The sequence below is a fragment of the Streptomyces sp. NPDC020489 genome (genome assembly GCF_044386545.1).
Classification (GTDB): Bacteria; Actinomycetota; Actinomycetes; order Streptomycetales; family Streptomycetaceae; genus Streptomyces.
On sequence record NZ_JBIRUZ010000020.1, the window covers coordinates 14,619 to 28,145 of the forward strand.

Below are 13,527 nucleotides of genomic sequence, written 5' to 3' on the forward strand. Positions count from 1 at the left end.
CCGGCGCGCGCTACGACGTCGACGGGCTCGGGTCGCCGCTGTCGCTGGGCGGTGGCGCCGAGCTCGCCGGGTCCGACGGCATGGGTTGCGTGGGCGTCGGGTCGGGCCCGGACGTCGAGGGCGGCGGGTCGCTGGGGCTCGGGTCCGTGGGGGCCGAGGTCGTGGGGGTCGGGTCCGGGTCCTGGGTGGACGGGGGCGGGTCGACGGGGGTGCCGGGGTCGGTCGGGGAGGGCGCGGTGCCGTAGCCCTCGATGGAGACGACGGCGCCGGCGGGTGCGACGGCCACCCGTGCGCTCCAGTAGCCGGACGGCTCGCGCAGATGGTCGACGTACACCTTGATCGTCAACGATTCACCGGGTTCCAGGGTTCCCGAGGACTCGCTGAGGTAGAGCCAGGAGGCGCTGGTGCTCGCGGACCAGCGGACGGAGGCGTCGCCGGTGGCGGTGAGGGTGATCAGCGTGGTGTCGCCGCTGTTGCCGGCCTCGACCTGGAGGTGTCCGGCGCCCTTCTTGCCGGCGCCGGCGACGCTGATGACCTTCACCGAGACGTCGGGGCCGCCGCCCTTGGTGAAGCGGCCGGCGGGCTGGTCGCTGGCGTTGCCCGCGTTCTCGTAGCCGCCCGCGGCGTCGCCGTCCAGGCTGTCCGGGCCGTGCGCCTCGCTGGCGGTGGCGGAGCGGCCGTCGGTGCCCTCGGCGGTGGGGGTGCCCCGGTAGGCGGCCCAGAGGGCGAGCACCGGGGCCGCGACGACGGTGGCGACGACGGTCGTGGTGACGGCACGCGCGCGCAGACGGTCGCGGCGGGCCGCGTGGTCCTTGGGGTCCATCGGGAAGCCGCGGCGGTCGAAGCGGGGCGCGGCCGCGCGGGGGAAGTGCGCCATGGCGACGTGCAGTGTCGCGCGCGGGGCCTGGAGGACGGGCAGCTCGGAGGGGGTGACGACGGTGCCGGGCCAGCGGCCGGCGACCGCGCGTTCGGCGGTGCGGCGGCACTGCGGGCAGTCGTCGACGTGCCGCACGAGCTCGCGGCGCACGGCGGTGCTGAGCACCAGCTGGTTCTCGCCGGTGAGCCGGGCGACGCCCGGGCAGGTGCCGGTCTCCACGACGGCGAGCGCCGCGCGCGTGCGCTCCACCTCGCAGGCGGCGGAGGCGAGCAGCTCCCGCGCGGCGGCCAGTTCCATGCCGAGGACGGCGGCGACCTCGTGGGCGGCGAGGTGGTGGCGCACGGCGAGTTCCAGCGCCTCGCGCTGCTCCGGGGTGGTGCCGGCCGCCTCCGGCCAGGCGAGCAGGGCCAGTTCGCGTCGGCGCTCCTCCTGGACCTCCTCGGAGACTGGCGCGGACGGCTGCTTCGCGGGGCTGTGACGCCCTGCGGCGTGGGTGGCCTGACGTTTCTGCTTGGCCTCGGTCAGCTTGCGCAGACAGGCCCAGCGGGCCAGCGCGTACAGCCAGGCCCGGCGGTCCCCGGCCGCCTCGGGGTCGCGGCGCCGCTCGGCGAGCGCGAGGGCGTCGCCGAGGGCGGCGGTGGCCGCGTCGTGGTCGCAGAGCACGGACAGGCAGTAGGTGAACAGGCCGTCCAGGTACGGCTCGTAGCGCGCCGGCGTGCGCTGCGCCAGCGTGCGCGCCGCACCGCGGTCACGCGCCTCCCGTTGCGCCCGGTGCGCGCCGGTGGTGCGGGTCGAGGTCTCCGGACTGCTGCTCATCATCCGTGGACCGTAGGACGCCTGCGATCGCCCCTTCCTGCCCCTTGAGCACTTTTACTCCGTACGGGTGAAACGATCCCTCATAAGGGGACAGGAACCCCGCATTCCGTGGCCGGTTCTTGACGGCGGTGGCCGGTAAGCACCGGGCGCTCCCGGTCGGCGCCGGGCATTGTCAGTGTCGCCCGTTACGGTTCGTGCATGGCTGCCCGTACGAAGACCGCCAAGGACCGCCCCGCCTACCGCTGCACCGAGTGCGGCTGGCAGACGGCGAAGTGGCTCGGCCGCTGCCCCGAATGCCAGGCCTGGGGCACGGTCGAGGAGTACGGCGCGCCCGCGGTGCGCACGACGGCCCCGGGCCGCGTCACCACCTCCGCCCTGCCCATCGGCCAGGTCGACAGCCGCCAGGCCACCGCCCGCCCCACCGGCGTGCCCGAGCTGGACCGGGTCCTCGGCGGCGGCCTCGTCCCCGGCGCGGTCGTCCTGCTCGCGGGCGAGCCCGGCGTCGGCAAGTCCACGCTCCTGCTGGACGTCGCGGCCAAGTCGGCGAGCGAGGAGCACCGCACGCTGTACGTCACGGGCGAGGAGTCCGCCAGCCAGGTCCGGATGCGGGCCGACCGCATCAAGGCCATCGACGACCATCTCTACCTCGCCGCCGAGACCGACCTGGCCGCCGTCCTCGGCCACTTGGACGCGGTGAAGCCGTCCCTGCTCATCCTGGACTCGGTGCAGACGGTGGCCTCCCCGGAGATCGACGGCGCCCCCGGCGGCATGGCCCAGGTCCGCGAGGTGGCGGGCGCGCTGATCCGGGTCTCCAAGGAGCGCGGCATGTCCACGCTCCTGGTGGGCCATGTCACCAAGGACGGCGCCATCGCGGGCCCGCGCCTGCTGGAGCACCTGGTGGACGTCGTGCTCTCCTTCGAGGGCGACCGGCACGCGCGCCTGCGCCTCGTCCGGGGCGTCAAGAACCGCTACGGCGCGACGGACGAGGTCGGCTGCTTCGAACTGCACGACGAGGGCATTACGGGCCTTACCGACCCGAGCGGACTTTTCCTGACCCGTCGTGACGAACCGGTCCCGGGCACCTGTCTGACGGTCACCCTGGAGGGCCGCCGCCCTCTCGTGGCCGAGGTCCAGGCACTCACCGTCGACTCCCAGATCCCCTCCCCCCGGCGCACCACGTCCGGTCTGGAGACCTCCCGCGTCTCGATGATGCTCGCCGTCCTGGAGCAGCGGGGCAGAATCAGCGCCCTCGGCAAACGGGACATCTATTCCGCGACGGTCGGCGGGGTGAAGCTGTCGGAACCCGCGGCGGACCTCGCCATCGCCCTCGCGCTGGCGTCGGCGGCGAGCGACACCCCGCTGCCCAAGAACCTCGTCGCGATCGGCGAAGTGGGCCTTGCGGGCGAGGTCAGACGGGTCACGGGGGTTCAGCGCCGACTGGCCGAGGCACACCGTCTGGGCTTCACGCACGCGCTCGTGCCGGGCGACCCGGGCAAGATCCCCACCGGCATGAAGGTCCTGGAAGTCGCGGACATAGGGGACGCTCTGAGGGTCCTTCCGCGCTCTCGTCGGAGAGAGGCCCCACGGGACGAGGAGGAGCGCCGGTAGACTTTGCCCTGGTCTCGCCCGTCCGTACGAACCGAAGGTGCGAAAGGGGAGCCCCCAAGAACCTGCGACCGGAGGAGTGCAGTGGCAGCCAACGACCGGGCAGCAGCTCCCGGAAAGTCCGGTGGGAGCTCCGGTGCCGATGGCCTGATGCGCGCCTCACTGAGCGCCGTGGCACCCGGCACGGCCCTGCGCGACGGCCTCGAGCGGATTCTCCGCGGCAACACGGGCGGACTCATCGTGCTCGGATTCGACAAGACCGTGGAGCCGATGTGCACGGGCGGTTTCGTCCTGGACGTCGAGTTCACGGCCACCCGCCTGCGTGAGCTGTGCAAGCTCGACGGCGGCATCGTCCTGTCCTCGGACCTGTCGAAGATCCTGCGGGCCGGCGTCCAGCTGGTGCCCGACCCGATGATCCCGACCGAGGAGACGGGCACCCGCCACCGCACCGCGGACCGCGTCTCGAAACAGGTCGGCTTCCCGGTCGTCTCGGTCTCCCAGTCGATGCGCCTGATCGCCCTGTACGTCGACGGCCAGCGCCGCGTCCTGGAGGACTCGGCGGCGATCCTGTCCCGCGCGAACCAGGCCCTCGCGACCCTGGAGCGCTACAAGCTCCGCCTCGACGAGGTCGCGGGCACGCTGTCCGCGCTGGAGATCGAGGACCTGGTGACGGTCCGGGACGTCTCGGCCGTGGCGCAGCGCCTGGAGATGGTCCGCCGTATCGCGACGGAGATCGCGGAGTACGTGGTCGAACTCGGCACGGACGGCCGCCTTCTGTCACTCCAGCTGGACGAGCTGATCGCCGGCGTCGAGCCCGAACGCGAGCTGGTGGTGCGGGACTACGTCCCCGAGCCGACCGCCAAGCGCTCCCGCACGGTGGACGAGGCGCTGTACGAGCTGGACGCGCTGACCCACGCGGAGCTGCTGGAACTCTCCACGGTGGCGAAGGCGTTGGGCTACACGGGCTCTCCGGAGGCCCTGGACTCGGCGGTGTCGCCCCGGGGCTTCCGCCTGCTGGCGAAGGTGCCCAGGCTGCCCGGAGCGATCATCGACCGCCTGGTGGACCACTTCGGCGGTTTGCAGAAGCTGCTGGCCGCGAGCGTGGACGACCTCCAGACGGTGGACGGCGTCGGCGAGGCACGCGCACGGAGCGTACGCGAGGGCCTGTCGAGGCTGGCGGAGAGCTCGATCCTGGAACGGTACGTGTAGGAACGCCTAGGGCCTCGCAAAGGCGCGGGGTCCTGCGGGACCGGTGCGACGGGCCCGCGCCGGAGGGGGGCCGGGCCGCAACCGGCCCGCGCCCGAGGGAGGTCAGGCCCGAACGGGCCCGCACCCGCGCGAGGTCGGGCGCAACCGGCTCACGCCCGAGGGAGACGGGCCCACACCGGAGCGGGGTCGAGCCTGAACGGGCCTCCACCCGAACGACGTCACGCGCAACCGGCCCACACCCGCGCGAGCAAGGTCAAGCGGCAACGGGCCCCCACCGAAGCGGGGTCGAGCCTGAACGGGCCTCAAATCAGTCGCTCTCCAGCACGAACGACGTCTGCACCTTCGCGTATCCCGGTGCCTTCAGCTCCACCAGATACGTCCCGGCCCCGGCCGACCCCGCGGGCGGCGTCGCACACTTGGGCGCGCTCGGCTTGCGGTCCCACTTCACGGTGTACGTGATGTCGCTCCCCGCCGGCGCCCGGAACACAAGGCTCCCCGCGGACTTGGGGCAGTCGGCGGAGGACCAGTACTCGTCGTCCTCCGCGGCCTGAGTGATCGTCAAAACCGCGCTCTTGGGCCCGAGGTCGACCTTGCAGTCGCTCTTGGAGGAGTTCTCGGCGGTCACCAGGAGCGTCGGCGTCTCGCCGGGCCCGTACCCGTTGTGGAGGCTGCGCACCGTCAACTTCACCGCTCCGGCCGTGCAGTTGGGCAGCGTGGATCCGGCGGGGACCGTGTCGCCCTGGCCGACCCCGCTGCCGGTACCGCCACTGGCCGCACCGTCCGAGCCGCCCGCGCCGGAACCCGAGCCCGACCCGCCGCCGGAACCGGAACCGGAACCGGAACCGGAACCGGAGCCGGACGACGACCCGGAACCGTCGTCGGAGCCGGAGCCGGATCCGGAGCCGCTGGAGTCCCCGCCCGCCGTCGACTCGTCGCGCCCGCCCGGCGCTTGACTGATCGCGGGACCGGAACCGGTCGGCCCCGGCGTGATGGTCGAGGGCGAGGGATTCTTGTCGTTCGTCCCGTCGGCACCGTTCCTGCCGCCGCCGCCCGTGGAGACGATCCACGCGATCAGCAACGCCAACAGGGCCAGCACGGACAGCAGTACGGCCCTCCGTCGCCAGTAGATGGAGGAGGGAAGCGGCCCGACCGGATTGCGCAGAGATCCCACGGCGCAAACTGTACGAGAGATCGGCGTCTTCGCTGCCCCCACCCGCCGCCGGGGACGACAACTTTTCCGGATCATCATTCCGGAGCCGACCCGCGCGGCCCCGCCGTCCGTCGGAGCGAGCATCGGACGGTCGCGGAACGTGATTATTCGCTCCGCTCAACTACCCTCGGTGACCGTATGTTTGGGGCGACACGATCGCCCACGACACCCCTACGTGGGTACGCCACATGATCACGACATGGACGCGGGCGGTCCCCGCACCCCCGCGCGCCCTGCCCGCCGTACCCCTGAGGGGTGGCGCGATCCCCGCGGCCCCCCTCCCGCATGGCAGGATCGGAAGGCCATGACTGCGCCCACGAAGCCCCCGCACAGCAGCCCTGCCACCGCCCCCTCCGGTTCCCGCGACGGGTCCCTCGGCGGAGAGCACCTGCACGCCCCCGTCATCGACTGGTTCGACGAGCACGCCCGCGATCTGCCGTGGCGACGCCCGGAGGCCGGTCCCTGGGGGGTGATGGTCAGTGAGTTCATGCTCCAGCAGACGCCGGTCAGCCGGGTCCTGCCGGTGTACGAGCAGTGGCTGGCCCGCTGGCCACGCCCCGCCGACCTCGCCGCGGAGGCCCCCGGCGAGGCCGTGCGCGCGTGGGGCCGGCTCGGCTACCCGCGCCGTGCGCTGCGGCTGCACGGGGCGGCGGTGGCGATAACCGAACGGCACGGCGGCGACGTACCGACCGACCACGCCCAGCTGCTGGCGCTGCCCGGCATCGGGGAGTACACGGCCGCGGCGGTCGCCTCCTTCGCGTACGGGCAGCGGCACGCCGTCCTCGACACCAACGTCCGTCGCGTCTTCGCGCGGGCCGTCGCCGGTGTGCGGTACCCGCCGAACGCCACCACCGCCGCCGAACGCAGGCTGGCCCGGGCGCTGTTGCCCGAGGAGGAGCACACGGCCGCCCGCTGGGCCGCCGCCTCCATGGAGCTCGGCGCGCTGGTGTGCACCGCCAAGAACGAGGCCTGCCACCGCTGCCCGATCGCCGCCCAGTGCGCCTGGCGGCTCGCGGGCAAGCCGGAGCACGACGGCCCGCCGCGGCGCGGCCAGACGTACGCCGGGACGGACCGGCAGGTGCGCGGCAAGCTGCTCGCCGTGCTGCGCGAAGCCCACGCGCCCGTGCCGCGGGCCGTGCTCGACCGGGTGTGGCACGAGCCGGTGCAGCGGGCCCGCGCGCTCGACGGACTGGTCGCGGACGGACTCGTCGAACCTCTTCCCGGTGGTTTGTATCGGCTGCCGTTGACGTAACAGCACCGCACCTCACCGCGATATCCCCCCAAACCAGCGCCAATCGGTGCGCCGGTTTGCCCCTTTCCTCCTTCCGTTACACAACCGACGGACAGCCGAGCGCTGGCCGCGCGCTGCTCCGCACAGCTCCGTGACAACAGCTCCGTAGCTTCATTGGCGTACCGCGGTACAGCGGCACACAAGGCATGGGAGAACCGGCAGCGAGCGGGCCGGACGGGGATGGAGGCGGTCGATCATGGCGCAGGGCGAGGTGCTCGAGTTCGAGGAGTACGTCCGCACCCGACAGGACGCGTTGCTGCGCAGCGCCCGTCGCCTGGTCCCGGACCCGGTGGACGCCCAGGACCTCCTCCAGACGGCGCTCGCGCGGACGTACCACCGCTGGGACGGCATCGCCGACAAGCGGCTGGCGGACGCGTACCTGCGCCGGGTCATGATCAACACGCGGACCGAGTGGTGGCGGGCCCGCAAGCTGGAGGAGGTGCCGACCGAGCAGCTGCCCGACGCCTCGGTCGACGACGCCACCGACCAGCACGCGGACCGCGCCCTGCTGATGGACGTCCTGAAGGTGCTCGCCCCGAAGCAGCGCAGTGTGGTCGTGCTGCGACACTGGGAGCAGATGTCCACGGAGGAGACGGCCGCCGCGCTCGGCATGTCGGCCGGAACGGTCAAGAGCACGCTGCACCGGGCCCTCGCCCGGCTCCGCGAGGAGCTGGAGAGCCGCGATCTGGACGCACGCGCGCTGGAGCGTGAGGAGCGGGAGCGTTGCACGGCGGCCTGACCGACGCGGACCCCTCACCGGGCCGGGGCACCTTGCAGGCGGCGATGACGGCAGTGGCCGTACTCGCCGCCCTCGCCCTTTTCGTCTCCGCCTGCGCCACCGGCGGCACCGGTGCCCGTGACGAGGGGCCGGCCTTCACCGACTCCTCGGCGGGCAGCGACACGGCCTCCGGCACCGCACCCTCCGAGGCCACCGCCGTCACCCCCTCCGACCTGCCCACCCGAGCCGCCTCCGCCTCGCTGAGCCACGCGGAGGCGGCCGAGCTGGTCAAGGACGACCCGAGGGTCTCGGCGGAGGTCAAGGACGACCTCAGGCCCTGCGTCGCGGACGAGTACCCGGTCGACGTGGCCCACGGCGACCTCACCCGAGGCATGTCGGACGACATCGTGGTCAACGTGCTGACCTGCGGCGACGGCGTCGGGGTGGGCGCCTATGTGTATCGCGACACGGGTGGTGCGTACGAGAATGTGTTCAGCGCCGAGGAGTCCCCGGTCTACGCGGAGATAGACAGTGGCGGCAACCTCGTGGTGAGCAAACAGGTGTACGAGAAGGGGGACTCGGTGTCGAGCCCGTCCGGCGAGGACGTGATCACCTACCGGTGGTCGGCGGGCCGCTTCGTCAAGCGGCGGTACACGCACAACGAGCTCGGCGACCTCGGCCCCGAGCCCTCGCCGGTGCCCTCGCCGCGGTGAACCGATCGGGTCCTGCGATCCGATCACTCATCGACGGCGCTCTCCGGCACACCCGGCGAGCGACCCGGCACCCCCCTCGGCCCCCGGCCGAGACAGACACCTGACCGACAGCGACACGACCGACAGCGAACCGACCGACAGCGGCCCGGCCCACAGCGACCCGACCGACAGCCGACCGACCGACAGCGACACGAGGACAGAGAGCAGCGGGATGGCAGATCAGACCCACGTTCTGTTCGTCGAGGACGACGACGTCATCCGCGAGGCCACCCAGCTCGCCCTGGAGCGGGACGGCTTCGCGGTCACCGCCATGCCCGACGGACTGTCGGGCCTGGAGGCGTTCCGCGCCGACCGCCCGGACATCGCCCTGCTGGACGTCATGGTCCCGGGTCTGGACGGCGTCAGCCTGTGCCGGCGCATCCGGGACGAGTCGACCGTGCCGGTGATCATGCTGTCGGCGCGCGCGGACTCCATCGACGTGGTCCTGGGCCTGGAGGCGGGCGCCGACGACTACGTCACCAAGCCGTTCGACGGTGCCGTGCTGGTCGCCCGCATCCGCGCGGTGCTGCGCCGCTTCGGGCACGCGGGCGGCGGCGACCGGGCCGACGAGTCCGCCGCGGCGCCCGAAGGCGGCACCCTGACCTTCGGCGAGCTGGAGATCGACACCGAGGGCATGGAGGTGCGCCGCGCCGGGGAGCCGGTGGCGCTCACCCCGACGGAGATGCGGCTGCTGCTGGAGTTCTCCTCCGCGCCGGGCACGGTCCTGTCCCGCGACAAGCTCCTGGAGCGGGTGTGGGACTACGGCTGGGGCGGTGACACCCGCGTCGTCGACGTCCATGTGCAGCGACTGCGCACGAAGATCGGCCAGGACCGGATCGAGACGGTCCGTGGTTTCGGCTACAAGTTGAAGGCCTGAGCGGGGCGGACATGCGGGGGACACTTCGGCGCCTGGTCCCGGCGCGGCTGGAGCGTACGGGCATCCGTACGGGACTCAGGTGGAAGCTGAGCGCGGCCATCGCGCTGGTCGGCGCGCTGGTCGCGATCGCCCTGAGCCTGGTCGTGCACAACGCGGCCCGGGTCTCGATGCTGGACAACGCCCGCGATCTCGCGGACGAGCGCATCCAGATCGCCCAGAACAACTTCGAGAAGACCGGGCGGGCCAACTTCCCCGGCGTCAGCCAAGGCGACTCGGCCCTGCCCCCTCCCCTGCGGGACATGGTCGAGAAGGGGCGCCGGGCCACGTACGTGACGGAGGGGCCCGGCGGCGTACCGGACATCTGGGCCGCCGTGCCGGTGTCCGACGGCACCGTGCTCTCCCTGCACACCGGGTTCACCGACCGCAGCACCGACATCCTCAACGACCTCGACCAGGCGCTCGTCATCGGCTCCATCGCGGTCGTCCTCGGCGGCAGCGCGCTCGGTGTGCTCATCGGGGGCCGGCTGTCGAGCCGGCTGCGCAAGGCCGCGGCCGCCGCCAACGAGGTCGCCGGCGGCGAGACCGACGTGCGGGTGCGGGACGCGATCGGCGGGGTCGTCCGCGACGAGACCGACGACCTCGCGAGCGCCGTGGACGCCATGCGGGACGCGCTGGAGCAGCGGCTGGAGGCGGAGCGGAGGGTCACCGCGGACATCGCGCACGAACTGCGGACCCCGGTCACGGGCCTGCTGACCGCCGCGGAGCTCCTGCCACCGGGCCGGCCGACCGAGCTGGTCCTGGACCGGGCCAAGGCCATGCGCACGCTCGTCGAGGACGTCCTGGAGGTGGCCCGTCTCGACAGCGCGTCCGAGCGGGCGGAGCTCCAGGACATCCTGCTCGGCGAGTTCATCTCCCGGCGGGTGGCCGCCAAGGACCCCGAGATCACGGTCCGGGTGGTCCACGAGTCGATGGTCACGACCGACCCCCGGCGCCTGGAGCGGGTCCTGTTCAACCTGCTCGCCAACGCCGGCCGGCACGGCAAGCCGCCCATCGAGGTCACCGTCGAGGGCCGGGTCATCCGGGTCCGCGACCACGGCCCCGGGTTCCCCGAGGATCTGCTCGCCGACGGGCCGAGCCGCTTCCGCACCGGCAGCAGCGACCGGGCGGGGCACGGACACGGGCTCGGGCTGACCATCGCGGCCGGTCAGGCCCGGGTGCTGGGCGCGCGGCTCACCTTCCGCAACATCCGACCGCCGGGCGCGCGCGAGGGCATACCGGCGGAGGGCGCGGTGGCCGTGCTGTGGCTGCCGGAGCACGCGCCGACGAACACGGGGAGCTATCCGATGATGCCGTGAGGTGCCCTGCGGGCCCTCGGCGGAGGGACCGGGGCGCGGGTCAGAACGGCTTCGAGAAGTCGAGCTCCTCGCTGCGCTCGGTCAGCGAGTACCAGTTGCCGTTGTCGTCACGGAAGATCGCCTCGACACCGTACGGCCGCTCCTGCGGTTCCTGGACGAACTCCACCCCGCGCGCACGGAAGGTCTCGTAGTCGCCCCGGCAGTCGTCGGTGTGGAAGGCGCCCGCCCCGATGACGCCCTTGCCCACGAGCTTCTTCAGCGCCTCGGACGACTCAGGGTCCAGTCCGGGTCCGTCCAGGCTCATCAGCGCCAGCTCCACGTCCGGCTGGTCCTTGGCCCCGACGGTGACCCAGCGCATGTCGCCCATGGAGAGGTCGTTGCGCACCTCGAAGTCGAGTTTCTCGGTGAAGAACGCCTTGGTGCGCTGCTGGTCGAAGGTCCACACGGTGGTGATGCCCAGGCGCTTGATCATGGCTCTGCTCTCCTGTCGTCCGGGGCCGCGACGGTCCGCGACGGCTCGCGAGGCCACGGTAGGCAGGGCGGGCCTCAGGACGCTTCTCCAGAGTTGCGGTCCTTGCGGGGAAAGCCGCCGGCCCAGAAGAGGGCGTAGCAGCCGGGGATCAGCGAGGCCCCGCGCCCCACGTGCCGCGCCCGGTACTCGCTCGGCGTGAGCCCGGTGCGTGTCTTGAAGCGGGCGGAGAAGGTGCCGAGGCTGCTGAAGCCGACGAGATGGCAGATCTCGGTGACGGACAGATCGGCACCGCGCAGATACTCCTCGGCCCGCTCGATACGCCGATGGGTCAGATACTGCCCGGGCGTCTCGCCGTAGGTCTCCCTGAAGGCACGGATGAAGTGATACCGCGAGTACCCGGCCTCACCGGCCACCGCCTCCAGATCGAGCTCCGGGTCTGCCCAGTCCCGGTCCATGACGTCCTTGGCCAGCCGCAGCCGCCGAGTCCTGTCCATGGGCCGATGGTGACACGGAGAACTGACAGGGGCGCGGGACAGCGCCTCACGGGCCCGGGGCGCCGACCGGAGAGACCGCCACCCACCGCCGACGGTCCGGGGCGGGACCCGCGGGAGCCGTGGCAGGGGTGCCGAGGGAACCCTCGGATACGGGACCGCTCGGGGGCGGCGAGCACCCTCGGGCGCGACGAAGGCCCCCCGGGGCGGACACCGCCGGAGGGCCTTCGGTTGCTGCGGGGCGAGTGGGGGTCAGACCGGCTCGGCGACCTGCATCGGGGCCGGGGCCTCCTGTGCCGCCTTCTCCTCGTCCGTCTTCGGTCCCGCCCCCTTGAGCGGAACCTCCTTCACGAACACCGCGGCGATCAGCGCCAGGATCGCCACCGCGGATCCCAGCAGGAACGCCGAGTGCGTGCCGGCCGACACAGCGTGCTGGTAGGCCTCGCGCAGGGCCGCCGGCAGCTTCGCCAGGCCCTCCGCGTTCACCTGCGCGGACTGCTCGGTCATCTTGGCCCCGGCCGTGCCGCCCCGCTGGGCCATGACGTCCTGGACCCGGTTGTTGAACAGCGCGCCCATGATCGCGACGCCGAAGGAGGAGCCGAGGGTGCGGAAGAGGGTCGTGGACGAGGACGCGACGCCCATGTCCTTCATCTCGACGCTGTTCTGCGCGACCAGCATGGTGATCTGCATCAGGCAGCCCATGCCGAGCCCGACGACGGCCATGAAGACGCCGGAGGTGAACCGCGAGGTGCCGGTGTCCATCGTCGACAGCAGGTAGAGCCCGACGATCATGAGGGCGCTGCCGAGGACGGGGAAGACGTAGTACCGCCCGGTGTTCGTGGTCACCCGTCCGGCCACCATCGACGTCACGAGCATCGCGCCGAGCATCGGCAGGAGCAGCAGCCCGGAGTTGGTCGCGGAGGCACCCTGGACGGCCTGCTGGTACAGCGGCAGGAACAGCGTCGCGCCGAACATCACGAACCCGGTGATGAACCCGATGAGGGACATCAGCGTGAAGTTGCGGCTGCGGAAGATGTGCAGCGGCAGCACCGGCTCCGCGGCCTTGGTCTGCCAGAACACGAACCCGATCAGCGCGGCCACGCCGATGCCGATGAGCTCCATGATCCGCGCGGAGGTCCAGGCGTACTCGGTGCCGCCCCACGTGGTGACCAGGACGATCGCGGTGATGCCGACGGTCAGCAGCCCGGCGCCGAGGTAGTCGATGCGCGCCTTGGCCCGCTTCTTCGGCAGGTGCAGCACGGCGCTGATCGCGGCGAGCGCGACGACACCGAGCGGCAGGTTGATGTAGAAGGCCCAGCGCCAGCCCCAGTGGTCGGTGATGGTGCCGCCGACCAGCGGTCCGCCGATCATCGCCAGCGCCATGACGCCGGCCATCATGCCCTGGTACTTGCCGCGCTCGCGCGGCGGGATGAGGTCACCGATGATCGCCATGACCCCGACCATCAGACCACCGGCGCCGAGACCCTGGACGGCCCGGAACCCGATGAGCTGCCCCATGTCCTGGGCCATGCCGCTGAGCGCCGAGCCGACCAGGAAGAGCACGATCGACGACATGAAGACGCCCTTGCGCCCGTACATGTCACCGAGCTTGCCCCACAGCGGGGTGGAGGCCGCGGTCGCCAGCGTGTACGCGGTCACGACCCAGGACAGGTGCTCCAAGCCGCCGAGTTCGCCCACGATCGTCGGCATCGCGGTGCCGATGATCATGTTGTCGAGCATCGCCAGCATCATCGTGATCATCAGGGCGAGCAGAACGACCCGCACGCTCCTGGGTTTCTCTGCGGCCTCCGGTGCGGCCGCCGTGTCTGTGTCCGCCATGACTCCCACTCCCCC

The 13,527-nt window shown here is 72.3% G+C and carries 12 protein-coding genes; 7 read left to right on the plus strand and 5 right to left on the minus strand.

Annotated elements, in window-relative coordinates:
* Positions 1–10: 10 nt before the first annotated feature.
* A complete protein-coding gene (locus ACH41F_RS37515) occupies positions 11–1,696 on the minus strand; it encodes a hypothetical protein (protein WP_391241538.1) in 1,686 nt (561 codons plus the stop codon).
* A gap of 195 nt (positions 1,697–1,891) precedes the next feature.
* Here ACH41F_RS37515 and radA point away from each other — a divergent pair, with 195 nt between their 5' ends.
* Entirely contained in the window at positions 1,892–3,301 is a 1,410-nt protein-coding gene (radA, locus tag ACH41F_RS37520; protein WP_391241541.1) for a DNA repair protein RadA, read from the plus strand.
* A gap of 81 nt (positions 3,302–3,382) precedes the next feature.
* Positions 3,383–4,507, plus strand: coding sequence for a DNA integrity scanning diadenylate cyclase DisA (disA, locus tag ACH41F_RS37525; RefSeq protein WP_391241544.1), 1,125 nt, complete (start codon positions 3,383–3,385; stop codon positions 4,505–4,507).
* A gap of 307 nt (positions 4,508–4,814) precedes the next feature.
* On the opposite strand, the gene ACH41F_RS37530 is transcribed toward disA, so the two are convergent.
* Positions 4,815–5,678, minus strand: a complete 864-nt coding sequence (locus ACH41F_RS37530) for a hypothetical protein (protein ID WP_398839533.1) — start codon at positions 5,676–5,678, stop codon at positions 4,815–4,817.
* A 343-nt stretch (positions 5,679–6,021) separates the two neighbouring features.
* Between ACH41F_RS37530 and ACH41F_RS37535 the strand changes: the two genes are divergently transcribed.
* The 5 genes from ACH41F_RS37535 to cseC all read left to right on the plus strand — a co-directional run bounded on the left by ACH41F_RS37535 (position 6,022) and on the right by cseC (position 10,710).
* Complete coding sequence (locus tag ACH41F_RS37535) at positions 6,022–6,969, plus strand: A/G-specific adenine glycosylase (RefSeq protein WP_391241549.1); 948 nt, start codon at positions 6,022–6,024, stop codon at positions 6,967–6,969.
* A gap of 235 nt (positions 6,970–7,204) precedes the next feature.
* Positions 7,205–7,747: a SigE family RNA polymerase sigma factor gene (locus ACH41F_RS37540; RefSeq protein ID WP_391241552.1), complete on the plus strand. Its 543-nt coding sequence runs from the start codon at positions 7,205–7,207 to the stop codon at positions 7,745–7,747.
* Positions 7,732–8,439 (plus strand): hypothetical protein, encoded by a 708-nt coding sequence (locus ACH41F_RS37545; protein ID WP_391241555.1) that lies wholly within the window; start codon positions 7,732–7,734, stop codon positions 8,437–8,439. The genes ACH41F_RS37540 and ACH41F_RS37545 overlap by 16 nt, the downstream gene beginning before the upstream one ends.
* 211 nt (positions 8,440–8,650) lie before the next feature.
* Positions 8,651–9,355 (plus strand): two-component system response regulator CseB, encoded by a 705-nt coding sequence (cseB, locus tag ACH41F_RS37550; RefSeq protein ID WP_391241558.1) that lies wholly within the window; start codon positions 8,651–8,653, stop codon positions 9,353–9,355.
* Between the two features lie 11 nt (positions 9,356–9,366).
* Positions 9,367–10,710, plus strand: coding sequence for a two-component system sensor histidine kinase CseC (gene cseC, locus ACH41F_RS37555; RefSeq protein WP_391241561.1), 1,344 nt, complete (start codon positions 9,367–9,369; stop codon positions 10,708–10,710).
* A gap of 40 nt (positions 10,711–10,750) precedes the next feature.
* On the opposite strand, the gene ACH41F_RS37560 is transcribed toward cseC, so the two are convergent.
* The 3 genes from ACH41F_RS37560 to ACH41F_RS37570 all read right to left on the minus strand — a co-directional run bounded on the left by ACH41F_RS37560 (position 10,751) and on the right by ACH41F_RS37570 (position 13,512).
* A complete protein-coding gene (locus ACH41F_RS37560) occupies positions 10,751–11,182 on the minus strand; it encodes a VOC family protein (protein WP_391241564.1) in 432 nt (143 codons plus the stop codon).
* A gap of 74 nt (positions 11,183–11,256) precedes the next feature.
* Positions 11,257–11,676, minus strand: a complete 420-nt coding sequence (locus tag ACH41F_RS37565; RefSeq protein WP_398839534.1) for a helix-turn-helix transcriptional regulator — start codon at positions 11,674–11,676, stop codon at positions 11,257–11,259.
* 249 nt (positions 11,677–11,925) lie between these two features.
* Complete coding sequence (locus ACH41F_RS37570) at positions 11,926–13,512, minus strand: MDR family MFS transporter (RefSeq protein WP_398839535.1); 1,587 nt, start codon at positions 13,510–13,512, stop codon at positions 11,926–11,928.
* Positions 13,513–13,527: the final 15 nt, after the last annotated feature.

What these genes read in the sequence shown, in the direction of transcription:
- ACH41F_RS37515 (WP_391241538.1), bottom strand. Translation starts at nt 1,696, where the DNA reads ATGATGAGCAGCAGTCCGGAGACCTCGACCCGCACCACCGGCGCGCAC.
- radA (WP_391241541.1), top strand. Translation starts at nt 1,892, where the DNA reads ATGGCTGCCCGTACGAAGACCGCCAAGGACCGCCCCGCCTACCGCTGC.
- ACH41F_RS37535 (WP_391241549.1), top strand. Translation starts at nt 6,022, where the DNA reads ATGACTGCGCCCACGAAGCCCCCGCACAGCAGCCCTGCCACCGCCCCC.
- ACH41F_RS37540 (WP_391241552.1), top strand. Translation starts at nt 7,205, where the DNA reads ATGGCGCAGGGCGAGGTGCTCGAGTTCGAGGAGTACGTCCGCACCCGA.
- cseB (WP_391241558.1), top strand. Translation starts at nt 8,651, where the DNA reads ATGGCAGATCAGACCCACGTTCTGTTCGTCGAGGACGACGACGTCATC.
- cseC (WP_391241561.1), top strand. Translation starts at nt 9,367, where the DNA reads ATGCGGGGGACACTTCGGCGCCTGGTCCCGGCGCGGCTGGAGCGTACG.
- ACH41F_RS37560 (WP_391241564.1), bottom strand. Translation starts at nt 11,182, where the DNA reads ATGATCAAGCGCCTGGGCATCACCACCGTGTGGACCTTCGACCAGCAG.
- ACH41F_RS37565 (WP_398839534.1), bottom strand. Translation starts at nt 11,676, where the DNA reads ATGGACAGGACTCGGCGGCTGCGGCTGGCCAAGGACGTCATGGACCGG.
- ACH41F_RS37570 (WP_398839535.1), bottom strand. Translation starts at nt 13,512, where the DNA reads ATGGCGGACACAGACACGGCGGCCGCACCGGAGGCCGCAGAGAAACCC.